Source organism: Salinimicrobium profundisediminis (assembly GCF_026241755.1).
GTDB classification, from domain to species: Bacteria; Bacteroidota; Bacteroidia; order Flavobacteriales; family Flavobacteriaceae; genus Salinimicrobium; species Salinimicrobium profundisediminis.
In genome coordinates this window covers 56670-74719 of record NZ_JAPJDA010000009.1, presented here as the reverse complement: position 1 = coordinate 74719, position 18050 = coordinate 56670, and the positions used below count along the sequence as shown (strand labels likewise).

13 protein-coding genes are annotated in these 18050 nt (G+C 36.9%); 12 read left to right on the top strand and 1 reads right to left on the bottom strand.

The window, feature by feature from the left end; translation table 11 throughout:
- Window positions 1–106 precede the first annotated feature (106 nt).
- The 10 genes from OQ279_RS06905 to OQ279_RS06860 all read left to right on the top strand — a co-directional run bounded on the left by OQ279_RS06905 (window position 107) and on the right by OQ279_RS06860 (window position 16313).
- Window positions 107–1993 carry a DUF262 domain-containing protein gene (locus tag OQ279_RS06905; protein ID WP_266069131.1) on the top strand — a complete coding sequence of 629 codons (1887 nt, stop codon included), beginning with the start codon at window positions 107–109 and terminating at the stop codon, window positions 1991–1993.
- A gap of 79 nt (window positions 1994–2072) precedes the next feature.
- A complete protein-coding gene (locus tag OQ279_RS06900) occupies window positions 2073–2690 on the top strand; it encodes a VRR-NUC domain-containing protein (RefSeq protein WP_266069130.1) in 618 nt (205 codons plus the stop codon).
- A gap of 77 nt (window positions 2691–2767) precedes the next feature.
- The gene (hsdR, locus tag OQ279_RS06895; protein WP_266069129.1) at window positions 2768–5923 is read left to right on the top strand and encodes a type I restriction-modification system endonuclease; all 3156 of its coding nucleotides are present in this window, start codon (window positions 2768–2770) and stop codon (window positions 5921–5923) included.
- 3 nt (window positions 5924–5926) lie between these two features.
- On the top strand, window positions 5927–6763 hold the full coding sequence (locus OQ279_RS06890; protein ID WP_266069128.1) for a GIY-YIG nuclease family protein: 837 nt from the start codon (window positions 5927–5929) through the stop codon (window positions 6761–6763).
- A 24-nt stretch (window positions 6764–6787) separates the two neighbouring features.
- On the top strand, window positions 6788–8248 hold the full coding sequence (locus OQ279_RS06885; RefSeq protein ID WP_266069127.1) for a type I restriction-modification system subunit M: 1461 nt from the start codon (window positions 6788–6790) through the stop codon (window positions 8246–8248).
- The gene (locus OQ279_RS06880; protein WP_266069126.1) at window positions 8248–9717 is read left to right on the top strand and encodes a restriction endonuclease subunit S; all 1470 of its coding nucleotides are present in this window, start codon (window positions 8248–8250) and stop codon (window positions 9715–9717) included. Before OQ279_RS06885 ends, OQ279_RS06880 begins: the two co-directional genes overlap by 1 nt.
- Window positions 9717–10349, top strand: a complete 633-nt coding sequence (locus OQ279_RS06875; protein ID WP_266069125.1) for a GIY-YIG nuclease family protein — start codon at window positions 9717–9719, stop codon at window positions 10347–10349. The genes OQ279_RS06880 and OQ279_RS06875 overlap by 1 nt, the downstream gene beginning before the upstream one ends.
- Before the next feature lie 53 nt (window positions 10350–10402).
- A complete protein-coding gene (locus tag OQ279_RS06870; protein WP_266069124.1) occupies window positions 10403–12298 on the top strand; it encodes a hypothetical protein in 1896 nt (631 codons plus the stop codon).
- A 285-nt stretch (window positions 12299–12583) separates the two neighbouring features.
- Window positions 12584–15109, top strand: a complete 2526-nt coding sequence (locus tag OQ279_RS06865) for a DUF8426 domain-containing protein (protein ID WP_266069123.1) — start codon at window positions 12584–12586, stop codon at window positions 15107–15109.
- Complete coding sequence (locus OQ279_RS06860; protein ID WP_266069122.1) at window positions 15093–16313, top strand: McrC family protein; 1221 nt, start codon at window positions 15093–15095, stop codon at window positions 16311–16313. The genes OQ279_RS06865 and OQ279_RS06860 overlap by 17 nt, the downstream gene beginning before the upstream one ends.
- A gap of 208 nt (window positions 16314–16521) precedes the next feature.
- Here the strand turns inward: OQ279_RS06860 and OQ279_RS06855 are convergent, their stop codons facing one another.
- Window positions 16522–17022, bottom strand: coding sequence for a hypothetical protein (locus tag OQ279_RS06855; protein ID WP_266069121.1), 501 nt, complete (start codon window positions 17020–17022; stop codon window positions 16522–16524).
- A gap of 13 nt (window positions 17023–17035) precedes the next feature.
- Here OQ279_RS06855 and OQ279_RS06850 point away from each other — a divergent pair, with 13 nt between their 5' ends.
- Both OQ279_RS06850 and OQ279_RS06845 read left to right on the top strand, forming a co-directional pair.
- Window positions 17036–17215: a hypothetical protein gene (locus OQ279_RS06850; RefSeq protein WP_266069120.1), complete on the top strand. Its 180-nt coding sequence runs from the start codon at window positions 17036–17038 to the stop codon at window positions 17213–17215.
- A 48-nt stretch (window positions 17216–17263) separates the two neighbouring features.
- A complete protein-coding gene (locus OQ279_RS06845; RefSeq protein ID WP_266069119.1) occupies window positions 17264–18049 on the top strand; it encodes an RNA polymerase sigma factor in 786 nt (261 codons plus the stop codon).
- Window position 18050 lies beyond the last annotated feature (1 nt).

Here is an 18050-nt window from a genome sequence, read left to right as displayed (position 1 = left end):
TTTACCAACAGCTATGGCAATATTGTTATGTCTGAAAACAACTTGGGCACTGAATCCTTTAATCATATCCTAAACAGAATTAACCAACATAAATTTTAAGAAAATAATGAATAATCCAGTTACATCTCCCGCTTTTGTAGAATCTATTAATACTAAAGCTTCTGCACAACGAGCTTTTGAAATTAAGGCCTCCAGTTGTACCTTAAAGGAAAATTCTCAGGAAGGAGGTAATATTATTTTAGGAGAAAATAAAAAATATTGTATCCCTATTTATCAGCGTACATACTCTTGGACCGAAATCCAGTTGAAGAAGTTTATAAGTGATCTTTTTAGTGCCTTTTCTTCCAAGGTGGAACAAGGCGAGGCTGAGCCAATTTTCATTGGTACTATGCAGATATCTGCCATAAAAGAAGGAGAACACCAAATCATTGATGGACAACAACGACTTACAACCTTTTTTTTGCTGCTGAGATTTTTAAAAGAAAAATTTCCTGAGAGTTCAGTTCTTAAAGAGGAGAAATTTGACTGGTTAAGAACAGAGGTTAATAATGGAGAGCAACAAAAATTCCTAAAAGAGGTAATTGAGAGCCCATCTTCAGTAGAGGGTTCTTTAAACCCTTATAAGAATAACTATAACTTAATTCAACATTTCTTCGAGGAGCAAATGCAGTCCATGGAGGAAGAGCTCGGATTTAATATTGAGGATTTTTTAGACTTTCTTTTTTCAAAAGTATATTTTGTACTTATTGAAACTCGCGCGGGATTGTCCAAAAATTTACAAATTTTTGATGCGATAAATACCACGGGGCTCGACCTAAATGGAGGGGATGTTTTCAAGATTAGGATGTATGAATATTTGCACGACATAAAGAAGCAGGAAAAATCCATTTTTGAAGATATTAGCGCTTTATATGAAAAAATTGATAAAAAAAATAAGGAATTTGGAGATCAGGTGACTGACATCCAGCAGATTCTAGCCATTTATCAATACGTAATTGTTGCACGCCATCAATTACCTGGTACACTTTACTCTCTTGGAGCAAATACTTTTTTTGAAAGACTGTTTGATAGCATATTCAAAATTGAAAAATGGGAGAACTTTTCCAAAGCAAGCAATGTTGAGATCTCTTTAAAGGAGTTGGATGAAATTATTGACTGCAGGTTCTTATGGCATAGAAACTGGAAGTATAAAAAGAACTTCAGTGCAGAGGATGCTGGTGCTGTCAAATTGATTTGGAATTCGCGTTACGGTAGATTCTGGCATTTATATTCTGTTTTTCTTTTCCAGTTGAAGGAGGATGAGAATCGTTGGGAAAAACTGCTGTATTTTACTCGTCAACTAAACAGGCTATTCTTTATTTACAGTGTACGCTTTGATAAAAGGATTAATGAAATTTATTCTACCCTGATGCACCGGGTAATTGACCGATTGGTGAACGGAAGTTATGAGGAGGTTATGTCCATAATTAACGATAAAATTGGCAAGGAAACTTCTCACAATACAGGATGGAAAAATCTGAACTATTCTCTAACTACTAATCTTGTCGAAAATGCTAAACGAAAAAATCTGATTTGCCGGTTATCAGCAATGTTGGAAGAAAACTATAAATCCACAGAACAGTCTCAAATTAAGGACATAATTAATAGGATTTTTGATGAACCTCTAGATGTAGAACATATAGAAGCTTACAATCACATTGAAGAATCAAAGAGAGTCGAGTTACATGCAGAATGGGGACAAGACATTAATTCCTTAGGAAATCTAATAATATTAGAATCCAATATTAATAGAGGAATTAAAAATAAACCTTACATAGAAAAGATAAAGCAATATCATACAAGCAAGTTTCCATTTATTAAGAACTTCCATCTTACCTATCCGGAGTGGAATTTAAATACCTGTAAGAGCAGAACGGAAATTGAGAAAAATAAAATTCTGGCTTACCTATTTAAAGAAAATGAGAAACCTTATTCTGCCAGCGCGGTAAATTAATATTCCTATAAGATTTTTCCTATATTTACTGCACTAACCTGCGTCCCTACCGCAATATAACCACTAAAAGAATTTTTTAATGGCAGCTTGTATTCAATGCGGTTCTTATACAAAATTTAATGGCGGACTTTGCTACTCCTGTTACAAAGCCGATAATGCGAATGAAGTTGAAGTTCTGGAGGAAAACCAGGAAGAGGTAACAACGGGTCTTTCTGAAAGTGATAGAAATTATCGTTACAACATGATTAAAGGAAGGATTGCTGAAACTTTAATTCAGGAATTGTTTCTTAGCCTTGATTATAATGTATTCCGTTACGGAATGGAAAATACTATTCCCGGGATTATGGATCTTCTAAAAGGCGTTCGTACTGATGTTGCGGATGATATTAGAAGAATGCCTGATTTTGTAATTCAAAATCCTAATGACAAAAAGGTATATTTTATTGAAGTGAAATTCCGGGCTAATGGGAGTTTTAAATTGAAAGATCTTCCGGCGAGTTACCCTTACCAGAACGCTTTCATCATATTAGTCTCGAAAAAACATATTAAATGTATTACTGTTGATGAGCTGTATGAGGGAAAAGAGATAACACCTAAGTCGCAGAATTATTTAGGTAATCGAAATGAATTTGATCTAGATAAAGAAACCATTATTGAGTTCTGTAAATTTGCAGTTCAATTCTTTGAAGGAGTATAAACTCAGCAACTATGAATAACTCCTCCAAATTCTCTTTTTTACAGTCCTCGTATCCTGAGCTTTTCAAAGTCAGTGAATTGTCAGAACGGCTGATCCACATTGATCCAAGTTCCTCATTAGCGAAATCTAGATTGTTTTCTGAGAAATTAACGGTCCTGATTTGGGACTTCGAGAATCTTGATGGATTTGAGGGAACACAGGTTGAGCGGATTAATCAGCTTTTCTACAGAAGTTATATCCCGGAGATCATAAAAGATCTTCTGCATATAATCCGGAAATCCGGGAATAAAGCTACACATGACGGAAACAGTTCGGAACGGGAGGCATTATTTATTCTAAAAAAATCTTTTCAGCTGGCAAGGTGGTTCTACGAAACATATGAAAATGATTATTTAGAACCAGAAGATTATATTCTTCCTGCAAATGAGGAACAAAAATCTGTTGAGAGTCTTGAAGAAGAACTGGCTACTCTTTCGCAAAAGGTAAGCAACTATGAAGAAAAAATTGCTGCCTTTAACCAATCTGCAACTGTTGTAGAGGAGAGGAAGGAACGGTCATACCGTGTTGCAAAAAATCTTGGGAAATCTGAAGCAGAAACCCGGGAAATTATTGATGAGAAACTGCGGGAGGCAGGTTGGGAATGTGATACAGCAGAGTTAAACTTTAAATCTAATAAAACTTTTCCTGAAAAGGGTAGAAACATGGCTATCGCCGAATGGCCATGTAAAGGTAAATGGGCAGATTATGCTTTGTTCATCGGGACTAAATTATACGGAATCGTTGAAGCAAAAAAATACGCTACAGACATTTCAACCGATCTTCATCAGTCTAAAGTATATGCAGAATGTATTGAAGACCGATCTGAAATTCAACTTTTAGGGACTTGGGAAAAATATAAGGTTCCGTTTCTGTTTTCGACCAACGGACGTTCTTACCTGGAGCAACTTAAAATTAAAAGTGGAATATGGTTTCTTGATATTCGAAACCCCCGAAATCACGCTGATGCTCTAAGAGGCTGGTTTTCTCCGGATGGATTGGTGGAGCTATATAACAGGGATATTGACAAGGCCAATCAACGGCTACAGGAAAGTGAGTATGATTATTTGCAAAGTAAGAATGGCCTAAATCTGAGATATTATCAGATCGATGCTATAAAAGGAATTGAACATAAGATCATTTCCACTCCTGAAGATAAGAGAGCTTTGTTAGTGATGGCTACCGGTACTGGAAAAACCAGGACAGTAATGGGGCTGGCATATCGCTTTATTAAATCGGACAGGTTTAAAAGAATCCTCTTTCTTACAGATCGCAGGTTGCTAGCCACCCAGGCATCAGATGGTTTTAAGGATAACAAGATTGAGAACCTGAACACCTTTGCGGAAACCTATCAGCTGGAAGAGTTAGGTACTTCAGTACCGGATTCAAATACACGGCTGCATTTTGCTACTGTACAAAGTATGGTAAAACGTCTCTTTTATTCCGAAAATGATCCTTTACCCATTGACACTTATGACTGCATCATTATAGACGAGGCACACCGGGGTTACAATCTTGATAAGGAAATTGATGAGGAAGATTTACACTTTAAAGACGAACAGGATTATGTGGGCCAGTACAAAAGGGTGATAGAATATTTCAATGCTTACATTATTGGACTTACGGCTACTCCGGCGCTTCACACGAAACAAATCTTTGGTGATCCTGTTCACAGCTACTCTTACAGAGAAGCTGTGATTGATGGCTTCCTTGTAGATCATGAGCCTCCATACCTCATTAAAACGAGATTAAGTGAAGAGGGTATTCTCTGGGAGAAGGGTGAGAAACCTAAAGCTTACAATCCCGAAACAAATGAAATTGAGGAGCTATCTGCGCTTGAAGATGAATTACGTATTGAAGTCGAGCAGTTCAATAAACTGGTTATAACAGAACCTTTTAATCGGGTTGTGATAAGGCAGCTTGTGCAGGAACTTGATCCAGAAAGTGATGAAAAGACTTTAATTTTTGCTGTTAGAAACAGTCATGCTGACAAAATAGTGGATTTGTTATTCGAGGAATTCGCAGCGATAGGAGTGGATGTGCCTAATGATGCTATTGCAAAGATTACGGGAGATGTTTATGACCCTGAAAATCTCACCAAACGTTTCAAAAATGAGAAATTCCCCAATATCGGAGTTACTGTTGACCTTTTGACTACCGGAATCGACGTGCCCCAAATCACAAATCTTGTGTTTATTAGAAGAGTTCGCTCCCGAATTTTATTTGAACAAATGATGGGCCGGGCCACCAGATTATGTCCCGATATAGACAAGCAGTTTTTCCGCATTTTTGACGCCGTACGTGTTTATGAGGCATTAGAAGATTATACTCAAATGAAAACCGTTTCTAATCCTCATGCTACTTTTAAAAAGCTTGTGGAGGAGCTGGAACATATTGAAACGCCTGATAGGGCCAAGAAGCAGATGCAACAAATTATTGCTAAACTTCAGCGAAAAAAGAAGAAACTGGAAGCCGGCAGCCTTGAAGAGTTTATGTATGTAGCTCAAGGAAAAAGTCCGGAGGAATTAATCCAATCCTTTAAAGCAGTTGAAGGAGAGCAGGTGCAGGCGGTATTGTCTGGATATGGCAGGCTATGGGATTTTCTTGATACAAAAATTTATAATCCAAAAGTTCAGTTGGTGTCCGAGCATGAAGATGAAGTGTTGGGAGTGGAGAGAGGCTATGGAAAAGCAAAAAAACCTGAAGATTACATTGAAGATTTCAGAAGCTTTATAAGTGAAAACCGCAACAGACTTGCCGCACTTGAAATCATCTGCACCAAACCCACAGAACTTGACCGAAAATCTCTGAAGGAATTAAAACTGGCACTTGATCAGGAAGGTTATAACGCCCGGACCTTAAGCACGGCCTGGAAATCGACCAGGAACGAAGACATTGCTGCCGATATCATTTCCTTTATTCGAACCATGGCTCTGGATCAGGATCTGGTAAGTCATGAGAAGCGGATTCAAAATGCCATGGAAAAGATAAAAACCATGAGGAACTGGAATAAGATTCAGCTGCGGTGGCTTGACAGGTTTGAAAAGCAACTTTTAAAAGAAACAGTACTTACAAAACAGGATCTTAATGACGATCCCTTTAAACGAGACGGTGGCTATCAGCGCCTTAATAAAATTTTTGAAAATAACCTGGATGAGATCCTTGAAAGGCTAAATGAAAATCTATATTCAGCTTAAGAGATGGAGAGGAAAAACGAATTTAACAGAGAGGAATTACAGGAACTGCGAGTTTTAGTTAAAAAATTTAGTCAGGCCAATACTGCTGGAGAAAGAAAAACTATTAGGCGGAAATTTAGGAATAAGGGATTTTATGTTTCTCATTTTGGTATTGAGAATATTGACATTGGTCAATTTGAATCTTTAATTAAAGCAGGTAGGATCCAGGTCATAAAAGAGAAGAATAGGTTTATTATAGATAAATCTGAGAAGTCAAAGGGTTCAGTTAAAGAACCAGAAGAACAAAAGGAGGTTCTTTTGTATTTAGAAGAGAAACTAATAAAAGGAAAGTATTTCTCGGCAGCTTACCTCGATAGTAAGCAAAATCTCGATTGTTCCGGATTTTATTCGATAAAACTTAAAAGTGGAAGCACACTTCCTAAACCATATCAGGTTCATTTGGCTGAGCGAAAGCATTCCATCATTTATTTTGGTAAGGCTGAAGGACAGACTCTCCGCAAGAGATTATTAAACCAGGAATTACGAGCCAGAGGACATGGTACCTTCTTTAGAAGTATAGGAGCTGTTTTAGGATATTGTCCGGAAAAAGGTTCATTGTTAAGCTATAAGAATAAGAAGAATTACAAGTTCGCACCGGCAGATGAGTATAAAATAATAAAATGGATTAATGAAAATCTTGAAGTAAGCTTTATACACTATACGGGCAATTTTAATATTGAAAATGATTTGATTAGAAAGTATACTCCTTTGCTTAATGATACTCATAATCCCTTGAGATTAAAAGAATTAATAGAAGATAAAGCTAGATGTAGAGCAGTAGCCAATGCTGAAAGTAATTAAAAACTAAGAACTGAGAATCGACACATGAGCGCAGAAGAAATTGCCAATAAACTCTGGAACCTTTGTAATGTACTAAGGGATGACGGAGTAACCTACCACCAGTATTTAAACGAGTTAACTTATATACTATTTCTAAAATTATCTGAAGTCAAAGGTTTTGAAGTACATCTCCCCGAAGAATATCGTTGGAGAGGCTTTGTAAATGAGACAGATAATAATGAAGCTTTTGTTCGATATCGGAAGTTCCTGGCAGAAATAAGTAACAAAACTAGCAGTGACAGCATTAAAGAGATTTATGCCGATGCTTCTACAAGTCTTCGGAAGCCGGTGAACTTTAATACACTTGTTCAGGCGATTGATAAAATTGACTGGTACGAAGAGAATGACCGGGATGTAATGGGTGACATCTATGAAAGCCTTTTGGAAAAAAATGCCGGAGAAAAGAAAAGTGGGGCAGGACAGTATTTTACACCTAGGCCTCTCATCAATGTGATGGTGGATCTGTTAGTTCCTAAACTGGGAGAAAAATGGAATGATCCCGCCGCTGGAACTTTTGGTTTCATGATCTCTGCAGATCATTATCTACGGCAGAAGCATGATGATTATTACGAACTTTCGGAGAAGGAGCGAAAATTCCAGGAAGAGGAGGCATTTAGTGGAGTGGAACTGGTAGGAGATGCGCACCGCCTTGCACTTATGAATGCCCGTCTGCACGGAATGGAAAGCAAAATTTATCTGGCAGATACATTAACTGAATTTGGTAAAGGGCTCAAAAATTTCGACGGAGTACTTGCCAATCCACCTTTCGGAACCAAAAAAGGCGGTGAACGACCAACAAGGGACGATTTTACCTTTCCTACGAGTAATAAACAGCTCAATTTTTTACAACACATTTATCGAAGTTTAAAGAAAGACGGCAAAGCTCGCGCAGCGGTCGTTTTACCGGATAATGTGTTGTTTGAGGATGGCGACGGTCAGCGAATTCGGCGTGACCTGATGGATAAATGTAATGTGCATACCATTCTTCGTTTGCCCACAGGAATTTTTTACGCCGCAGGTGTAAAAACCAATGTCTTGTTCTTTACCCGTGGTACCAGCGAAACCGGCAATACTAAAAATGTATGGTTTTACGATATGCGGACTAATGTTCCCAATTACGGTAAACGCACCCCTTTTACAGAAAAAGCTTTTGAAGATTTTATAAAGGCTTACACCGGCGGGATAGGTTATGATGAAGTAGAGGAAAATTACGACGGACTGGTAAGTAATGAAAGGCGAGAGGAAATTAAAGACGAACGCTGGAATAAAATCTCCCGTGAAAAAATTGCAAAAAAGAACGACAGCCTGGATTTGGGTTTAATTGCAGATAGCAGCATTAGCAATGGAGAAGATCTGGGAGAACCGGTTGAAATTGCAAAGGAAGCACTGGCAGAAATTCAGGAAATTACAAAGCAGTTGAATGCAATGATAAAGGAGTTGAGTTAATGGAGAAGGAATTGCCAAAAAGTTGGATCGAAACAGAAGTAAAAGTACTCTCTTACTTAATCAGAGGTGTTTCATATAAAAAGGCTGATGCGAAGTCCACGAAGGAGAAAGATGATTATCTCATACTCAGAGGGGGCAATATCCAAGACGGAGTAATAGTCGATAATGAAGGAGAGGTATATGTCAATGGAAGCTTTGTAAATGAGAATCAGAAAATTCATAAAGGTGATGTTGTAATTGTTGGTTCTACTGGAAGTAAGAAGCTAATAGGCAAGGCTGGTATCGCTAAAAAAGATTATGAGAATGTTTCTTTTGGGGCTTTTCTAATGGTGATACGACCAGTAAAAGGCATTAATGCCAGCTTTTTTGACTATTACTTTCTAAGTGATAACTATAGAGAAAAAATTAGAGAGTTAGCAGGAGGAATAAATATTAATAATATCCGAAAGGAATACATTGAAGGACTAAAGTTTCCCCTTCCACCTCTTCCTGAACAAATTCGAATAGTAGCTAAACTGGATACTCTTTTTGAGCAGCTCGAGGGGATTAATACCAGTTTAGAAAGAATTCCGGGACTGCTTAAAAATTTCAGGCAGCAGGTGCTTACTCAGGCGGTAACCGGGAAGTTGACCGAGGAATGGAGGAAAGGGAAGGAGGTAGATAAATGGAAAAAGCTAAAGGTAAAGCAATTTACTTCTAAAGTAGGAAGTGGGTCTACTCCTAGAGGAGGCAGTGAAGCGTATAAATCTTCAGGAATACCTTTAATTCGATCTATGAATATACATTTCTCAGGGATCAAGAAAAAGGGATTGGCTTTTATTGACGAAGGACAGGGAGCTAGACTTAAAAATGTCATTGTTGAAGAAAATGATGTTCTATTAAACATTACTGGTGCCTCAATTGGAAGGGTCTGCTTGGCACCTCAGGAATTTCATGGCGCAAGAGTAAACCAACATGTTTCGATCATTAGACCAAAAAAACCTGTTTCTCCGGAATTCTTAAATTTCTATTTCGCCTCAAATGTTATTCAGGATTTTATTTTCAAAGAAAATTACGGTGTTACACGTCAGGCTCTTACCAAAACACAGCTTTTAAACATGGAAGTTCTTGTTCCATCCGAAGAAGAACAAAAGGAAATTGTCAGACGACTTAAGGGATTTTTTGTGAAAGCTGATGCTATCGAACTGCAATTCGAATCTCTTAAAAGTAAAGTAAATAGTCTTCCTCAAACCATTTTACAAAAGGCTTTTAAAGGAGAGTTAGTGCCGCAATTGGAAAGTGATGGAGATGCGAGGGAGTTGTTGGAGGAGATTAGAAATACCACAGAAAGCCTGGTTCAAAAAGCTTCTGTTCGTAAAATGTTAATGAAGAATATTAATAAAACGTTGTCATCGGAATACCCCGTGGACCACGAAAGTATTAATACGGCAGCAGAGAGTGGATCCAGCTACAGCAATAAAAACAAATAATGTCAGCCACAGCAACCTTTGATAAAGTTACCATAGATGAATCAGTTCAAAAATTAGAGGCTATTTCACCGGTCCGCGTAAAAGAATTTTTTGAAGGAAAATCTAAAGATCAGTTCTTGCGGCTTAGGAAAAAAGCAGGAGTGTACGCCTTCTGGTGGGTAGGTGATTCTACAGTATTAAGGAAAGAAATAAATAAACAGCGTTACCAATTAAAGGGACCGGCAAACCGGGAGGATCATATTCAAATTATAATTTGTGAGGATTGGATAAAAGCAGCCACCTGTGAGGACAGGATCTGCCTCTACGTTGGGAAAACCACCAATTTGAACCAAAGGATTTCTGGCCATCTGCGATACACAGTTAAAGACATTTGGACGGATTCAAAGGGTAATTGCCGAACTAAAGAACCCTTTTCATTTGAGAAAAAACCAAATACAGTTAGCCAGTTGAGGATTGGCTTAGAGCGTATTTTCCATGATCATTCTTTAGATTATATAAAGAAAAATATTGCCATCTCCTGGCTGGAGTTGGAAGATAACGAAGAGGTAAATAACTCTCTGAACAGATTCTACATTGAGGATAAAATGGTTGCAGACCTTTTTCCAATTTTTAATGTGGATGTCGAGAGGTGAATATACTACGTAAAAATTGAGGATAATTGCGCTGACAAAATATTAATAATATCATGAATAAAGAATTTTTAGCATCAACATCACTATTTGCTGAAATGGCAAATAACAAAATCGATTTAAAAAAAATTATCGATGAGTTTATTATTTCCACTTTTGTTTTAATTAAAAAATATTCACAGGATTCGACGGAAATAAGAAATAACTTGATTCAGTTGTTTGATCTAAATATCCCTGAGGCTATAATTAGAACTCAATTAAAAGGTCTGAGACGTGAAGGAATTTTTGATAATGTCAATGGACAATACATTATTGATCCCAAGGCGAAGAGTGCAAAAACCCATATAAATGATAACTTCCTTAAAAAACAAAAAGAACATTCTGACTTGTTTAAAGATTTAATAAAGTTTATTGAATGGAAAAAGGGACCACTAAACGAAGACCAGCTCAAGAAATTAGAATCCACCTTTATAGAATTTTTATTCGATAATAATATTGATGATGAATATGCTGCGCTCGTAAGTGCATTTATTGTAAGAAATGAAGATAGACCTGAATTTTTAACGGCCTTGAATCTAATCCGAGAAGGAGCTACTATTTTAAAAGGTATCCAATACTCTTCTGATTTTAATGATACTAGTATTTGGAATGATGAGCTTACAATGTATTTAGATACAGAGCATTTGTTAAGCATCATTGGATTTAATGGTGAAACTTTTAAGAGTATTCTATATGATTTTTATGAGCTTGTAAGACAAATAAATGCAATAACAAGAGAAAAATATCAAAAGTCTTTAATAAAATTGAAATACACTTCTTCTGTTAGGTCAGAAGTAGAAAATTTATTTTATGCATGTAAAAAGATAGTTGAAGGTAATGGAGCTGTTAAGCCTGGGAAGACTGCAATTATGTCAATTATTGAAGGTTGTGAAACTCGTACAGACGTAACTCAAAAAGAAAGTAAATTTTTCTCAGACCTTAAGAATTTGAATATTCTATTAGCTGATGAAATTGATTTATTTGAAAATACTGAATTTAATGTTGTAGATGAGAAAGCCTTAAATAAATATAAAGACGAAAAAGAGGAAGAAGAGATTAACAAAATTCTTGAAAGCTTTACATACATAAATATTTTAAGGAGAGGAAGGAATAACCGGAAATTTGAGAAAATAGGACATATTATCCTTACAGGTGATAGGATCACTAGGTTAATGAGTTCAGATCTTGATGTAAAGGTGGAAGATCTGGATTTTTCTTTTGCTACAGATATATATTATGTTACTCAAAAGCTCTGGTATAGGTTAAATCGCGGTTTAGGATTTACATCAAAATTACCTGCGACTTTAGACATTGTCAACAAGGCTCAGATAATAATTACCGGTCAAATAAATAACAATGTAAGACAGAGGTACGAGAAACTCTTAGGTGATGTAAAAAGTGGTGTTCGAAAGGAAGAAGAAGTAAAAGATTATTATTTAAGATTAAGAAATAATACTTTCCGCCCAGAGGACATAAACAAAGAAAATATTTTAGAGCAGATTGAATTTATTTATAAGAAAAATGATTTAGAAGATTATCTAAGAAATGAATCAGCCAAAAATACTAAACTGGCGGAAAGACAAAAGAAAATCGATGAGTTGAAGCAAACTGCCGAGCAACAAGAAAAAACAATTAGAGAGTTAAAAGAGCAAAAAATTGCTGAGGCCAAAGAAAAAGGAAGGAAAAAAATGAAAAGATTGAAATTACTTTTGTTGAGCGGTCAGGTCTTCTTATTCTTCATTTTACTGTTATTGGCTTTTTACATTAAAGATGAGAAAGATACCTTCATTGCCACCATTTCCTTTGTATTCTTGTTAATGACGTTCTTACTACCATTTGTACAATCTAGAAGAATTAAAAAACATATCGAGATTTACGCCTATAAAGAATATAATCTAATTGTCGAAGAATAAAAAATTGACTAGACATGAAAAATTCTGAAGTATTGAACTTTTTATAATAACGAATAGTCAGATCAAACTAGTTGACATTAAATCTTTCAGGCTGGAAAGAGATATTCAAATTTTAATTGAAGGAAATACAGAGGAGTTATTTCAGCTGGAGTTTATTCTCAGAATTACGGTAGGCAAATACAGGGTAGATACTTTGCGCTATGATCCCGAAGCAAATGCTTTTGTTAAGATGAGGTAAAACATATGACTGCAGCTGCTTTTTAAGTAGAACCAATACCTAAACAAATGAGTCTTAAAGAAGAATTTATACAGTGGTTTTTTAAGAATGCTAACGGGAGATATTCATCCTTAAATGAAAATACTGTTTCTCAGGATTTGGAAGAATCAAATAAGAGATTTGACCGAAATATTTTTGACGTACAGGAGTCAAATTACAAGGAAATCCTCAGCTATCTAAAAAAAGAATTATATCGGAAAGATGGAGCCTTCAATAGCTATAGCGCCGGAGTGAGCCATCACCGCCCGCGAGCACTTTTAGGAAAGGAGAACTATCTCAGATTTATTGAGGAAAAATTTAGTTCCAAGTCATTAGACCAGCCCAACTATTGGATCTTCCAGGGAAGTCCTGAAATATATGATATTGAAAGAGCCTTACGTGCAGGACATCTTAAATCCTGGAAAATTGCAGCTCATAAAGACAGAATAAAACCCGGTGACAAGGTTATTCTTTGGCAAACGGGAGATAAAGCAGGGTGTTATGCGTTGGCCGACGTTGTTTCTGAGGTGGGAGATATCGAGGAAGAAAGTTATGAGAAACAGTATTATAAAGGTCCTGTTTCAGCTTCAAAAGAAGAAGAACGGGTAAAAATCAAAGTTATCGACTATCTGGCAGATGATCCCGTGCTGTGGGCTGACATTAAAGAACTGCCCGAATTTCAGCACTTTAAAGCAGGGAACCAGGGTACTAATTTCACGGCTACCGAAGAGGAATATAATAAAATCAAAAGGATGTCTGTCAAGATTTCTCATAGGCAATATTGGTTATATTCTCCAGGAAAACAGGCTAAGCACTGGGAAGAATTCTATTCAGAAGGAATAATAGCCATAGGCTGGGATCGACTTGGAGATCTCCAAAAATATTCCACAAAGGAAGAAATCATTGAGAAACTTCAGGAATGGGAGAATTCCGATTCTTCTAAAAAAAACGATGCAACTGCTTGTGATGACTTTTTGAAAAAGGTAAAAAACGGAGATGTTATCATTGTTAAAAAAGGAAAGCGAACCCTACTTGGCTATGGTGTGGTAACATCAGATTACTTTTACGATGCACAGCGTCCATACTTTCAAAAATGCCGAAAAGTGGATTGGAGACAAAAAGGATCCTGGAATACTCAGTTTGATATCGTGACTAAAACCCTTACCGATATTACTCCGTACAAAACAGAGGATCCAAATTATAATACTTATTACGAACGACTCCTGGGAATTATGTCAGGAGATAAGTCAGCGGCAAGAATGGATTATAGCGAAAAATTAAACCGGATCCTCTACGGACCTCCCGGAACCGGAAAAACGTTTCAATTACAGGATAGCTATTTCAAAGAATTCACTGTTCAGGAAACTTCCTTGAGCAGAGAGCAATACCTGGAAAACATAGTTTCAGATTTAAAATGGTGGAAGGTTGCTGCTATAGTTTTATTGGATATTAAGAAATCAAAAGTAACTGATATTGTTTCTCATGAGCTTTTGCTGATAAAAACAAAGCTCTCGAATAGTAAAAATCCTAATGCCACAATTTGGGGCTATTTACAGCATTATACTGATCCCGAATGTGAGTATGTAAAGGTCGCGGACAGGAGTTCGAATCCAATTTTTTATAAAGATCAAAATTCATATTGGGAAGTAAAGGAAGATCTTTTAGAGCAGTTTTACCCCGAAGCTTATACTCTTTTGGAAGAGGTAAAAAATTACCATCCTAATCCAGATAAATTTATAAAGAACTATGAATTTGTGACTTTTCATCAATCCTTTAGCTACGAAGATTTTATTGAGGGAATCAAACCCAATTTAGATGAGGAAGAAAACAATGTTTCGTATCGTATAGAAGATGGAATTTTTAAAAAAATGTGTCTAAAAGCAGATGCTGACAGGGAAAATCCTTATGCTCTTTTTATAGATGAAATAAACCGCGGTAATGTTTCGTCTATTTTTGGCGAACTCATCACCCTTATAGAAGATGATAAGAGGCTAGGAGAAGAAAATGAACTACGGGCAAAATTGCCGTATTCAAAAACTGAATTAGGAGTGCCGCCAAACCTTCATATCATTGGTACCATGAACACCGCCGATCGTTCAGTTGAAGCCCTGGATACAGCTTTGAGAAGGCGCTTTGTCTTTGAAGAAATCATGCCTCGCCCCGAACTGCTGAGAAATATTGAATTTAAAAGGTTCAACCTAGAGGAGTTATTAAGTACGATCAACGAAAGAATAGAGGCCCTTCTGGATCGTGACCATACCATTGGGCATTCCTATTTCATTAAGACCAATAGCGGAGATACCGAAGCACTTCAGGAGGCGTTTGAGAATAAGATCATTCCCTTACTGCAGGAGTATTTTTATCATGACTACGAAAAAGTTGCTCTTATACTCGGTGCCGGATTTGTGGAGCGAAAAGAGGGTAAAGTTAGCTTCGCGAAATTTCCAAAATTGGATCTTCCGGAAGTTCTACCTTCTTATCATCTTAAAGAAGTGGAGGATATAGAATCAGCTGTCCGAATCTTACTCAACCGGGAAGATGAGGCAGGGGAATAAGATCATAAAGGTTTTTGAGCATGAATTGCTGCAGGTAGGGGAGCAGTTTCAGCAAAAGCATTTAAAGGCTTTTTCCAAACTGAATGCCCTGCATAATGATATGTATTTTGATCTCCGGTACAACGGGATAAAATTCAAAAACTTTGTTGGGGTGATCCAGGTAGATGGTTTGACGGTCGAGATCCTTCCCAAGATCGATGCTGCTGAAACCAATGAAGAGCTATGGCAGTCGGTTCTCATCGAGATGCTAAAGACCACCCGGAAGCTACAGGTTCAAAAAGTGGGAAACGCGAATGTCTCCCGGCAAAACATTCACCTCCTCGATATATATTTCGAATGGTTTCTCAATGAGTTGGAGCTATTGATCCATAACGGCCTAATTAAGCAGTACTACAAGCAAACGAAGAATGTAAAGACACTTAAAGGAAAACTGGAGTTTGCCGGCCACCTTAGGAAGAACCTGATCCATAAGGAACGTTTTTATACTACACACCAGATCTACGACAAGGATCACCTCATTCACCGGATACTTTCTAAAGCTTTATATATTATAGAAGATTTTACGAAAGGTACTTACCTGTATTCCATGTGTAAATCTGTCCGCCTGGATTTTCCTGAGGTGAAAGAGATCAAAGTAGATAAGACCACTTTTTTGAGAGTCAAAAAAGGTAGAAAAACAGCTCCTTATGCTACTGCTTTGGAAATCGCCCGTCTCATCATTTTGAATTATGCACCCAATATTTCTGCAGGCGATGAAAAGATGCTCGCACTTCTCTTTGATATGAATAACTTATGGGAAGAATATGTGCTGGTAAAATTAAAACAGGAGGCTGCTTCACTTGAAAATGTGGAGGTTTACGGGCAGCAGTCAAGAGAATTCTGGCAGGGGATAACCATTCGCCCTGATATCGTGGTGAAAAAGGATGACGAGTATTTTGTCATCGATACTAAATGGAAGAATATTCAGAATTTCAATCCTTCCACCCAGGACCTGCGGCAGATGTATGTTTATAATGATTACTGGAAGTCGGTTCGTGCCATGCTGCTCTATCCTTCGGAAGCTTCAGTACCTCCGGATTTCAAAAATTTTAGACAACGGGAACATCAGTGTGCTGTTGGGAGATTAAATATTCTTGAACACAGGCAATTAAAACCCAACATTGGAAGAGAAATTTTGAATTGGTATCGGTTCACGACTTTATGATTAAATGATAACTCAATGTTTATTACAGGCAGATTTCAATTAATGCCATTCTCTTCATTTTTGCTAGTTGGGTGACTTTTGAGTATTGGCCTTAAAGGCGGAAATGCCATTTCAGGTCAAGCTATTCTCTCAAATCTATCTCCAGCATCCTTTAGATCGGCTTTTGTCACAGGTCTATCTTCTGACCTATCAAAAAGTTTTCAATCTGTTATTTACCTTCGAGTTCCGCAATCCGTTTTTGCAGTATCAATTTAGTTTCTTTTAGAGATTCATTGGCGTCTTCCAAAGCATTATTTGCTTTTTCAAGAGCATCCAATTGATTTTGGAGATTAATTAATTTTTCACGAAGAACAACTGGATCGGTTTCTTTACTAATAGATTCAGCGGAATCTCTTTGAAGCATCGGACCAGTACCGGTTAGTATCCACTCAGCACTATATAGGGGATAATTATCAACTAGTGCAATTAGCCATTTTGCCTGAATATCTGTGCCTTTACTTATTGCACGGGAAAGGACACCCTTACTTGCACCAATTTTCTTTTCTAAATTGGTAATAGTTATCCCTTCATTCTGGGCGATATCAGTGAAAACTTGTAAAATATTTCTCATATAGAAGATAATTATCTTCAAAAGTTTTTTGATTAGTTGAAAATTATCAACTATATTTGATTTTGTTCCGGTGAAAGGAACAAATAAATGAACAGGCAAACTTACGTAATTTATGAAGAAAACTTATAACACGGAGGTAGTAAAAGCCCTTGCCTGTAAATATAAGGTGACTCCTCGTTACATAAGATATTGTCTCAGTGGAGATAGAACTCCCCTATATGCAGATGAATTAATTGCAGAATATAAAAAGAAACTGGAGCAGGTAGAAAAGGCTTTAAAGTCTGACCTATAAATTAATAATATAACCCGACCTGAGAGCTCAGGTTCAAATATATCTCCTATGTCACATGATAATTTTGAACTATTAAAACAAGGACATCCTGATGCTTTAGAGTTTATCTATTCCAAATACCACCGCAGGATCTTCTGGGTGGGAAAGCAACTGATTAGCGATGAATTTGTCATTGAAACCATCCTTCAAGATACTTTCTTGAAACTGTGGGAGAAAAGGGAAGATATTGAACGGCCGGAACATATTTACTTTTTTCTTCGTTATGTGATGAAACGGGAATGTACCTACTACTATTGTCGGCCCAAAAATGACTTTTACAGGAACATCAACAGGTTGGAAAATTATGAAGACTATCAGAAATATATGCATGGTTATGACCCACAGAAAGAAGATGAGCACCTATCAGACCAGCAAGCAGATCAAAAGGCCCTTAACAGAATCAATAGCGTATTGCCACTATTGAGTGATAAGAGAAAACACCTGATAGAACTCTGCCTTAAATACGGGTTTCAATATAAAGCTATTGCCGATGCTATGGGAATCAGCATTAAGGAAGTTAGTATAGAAGTAAAGAAAGCCATCCAGGAGATTAAAAATTTTATTTATCAGGGAACTGATCTTGAAGCTAAAAATCAACCTGCTACAACAATAAAGGTTGAGGGTTCCATGACCGAAGAACAGGAAAAAGTGTTGCAGTTGCGTAGTGAGAAGAATTATTCATTTGCTGCTATTGCTACTGAGTTGAGCCTCTCCCAGAAGGAAGTCCATAAAATTTTTATAGCTGCGTACAAATTTCTGGAGGAAAAGCATCAAGAACAGTTACAATCTGCTTAAC

What these genes read in the sequence shown, in the direction of transcription:
- OQ279_RS06905 (WP_266069131.1), top strand. Translation starts at nt 107, where the DNA reads ATGAATAATCCAGTTACATCTCCCGCTTTTGTAGAATCTATTAATACT.
- OQ279_RS06900 (WP_266069130.1), top strand. Translation starts at nt 2,073, where the DNA reads ATGGCAGCTTGTATTCAATGCGGTTCTTATACAAAATTTAATGGCGGA.
- OQ279_RS06890 (WP_266069128.1), top strand. Translation starts at nt 5,927, where the DNA reads ATGGAGAGGAAAAACGAATTTAACAGAGAGGAATTACAGGAACTGCGA.
- OQ279_RS06885 (WP_266069127.1), top strand. Translation starts at nt 6,788, where the DNA reads ATGAGCGCAGAAGAAATTGCCAATAAACTCTGGAACCTTTGTAATGTA.
- OQ279_RS06880 (WP_266069126.1), top strand. Translation starts at nt 8,248, where the DNA reads ATGGAGAAGGAATTGCCAAAAAGTTGGATCGAAACAGAAGTAAAAGTA.
- OQ279_RS06875 (WP_266069125.1), top strand. Translation starts at nt 9,717, where the DNA reads ATGTCAGCCACAGCAACCTTTGATAAAGTTACCATAGATGAATCAGTT.
- OQ279_RS06870 (WP_266069124.1), top strand. Translation starts at nt 10,403, where the DNA reads ATGAATAAAGAATTTTTAGCATCAACATCACTATTTGCTGAAATGGCA.
- OQ279_RS06865 (WP_266069123.1), top strand. Translation starts at nt 12,584, where the DNA reads ATGAGTCTTAAAGAAGAATTTATACAGTGGTTTTTTAAGAATGCTAAC.
- OQ279_RS06860 (WP_266069122.1), top strand. Translation starts at nt 15,093, where the DNA reads ATGAGGCAGGGGAATAAGATCATAAAGGTTTTTGAGCATGAATTGCTG.
- OQ279_RS06850 (WP_266069120.1), top strand. Translation starts at nt 17,036, where the DNA reads ATGAAGAAAACTTATAACACGGAGGTAGTAAAAGCCCTTGCCTGTAAA.
- OQ279_RS06845 (WP_266069119.1), top strand. Translation starts at nt 17,264, where the DNA reads ATGTCACATGATAATTTTGAACTATTAAAACAAGGACATCCTGATGCT.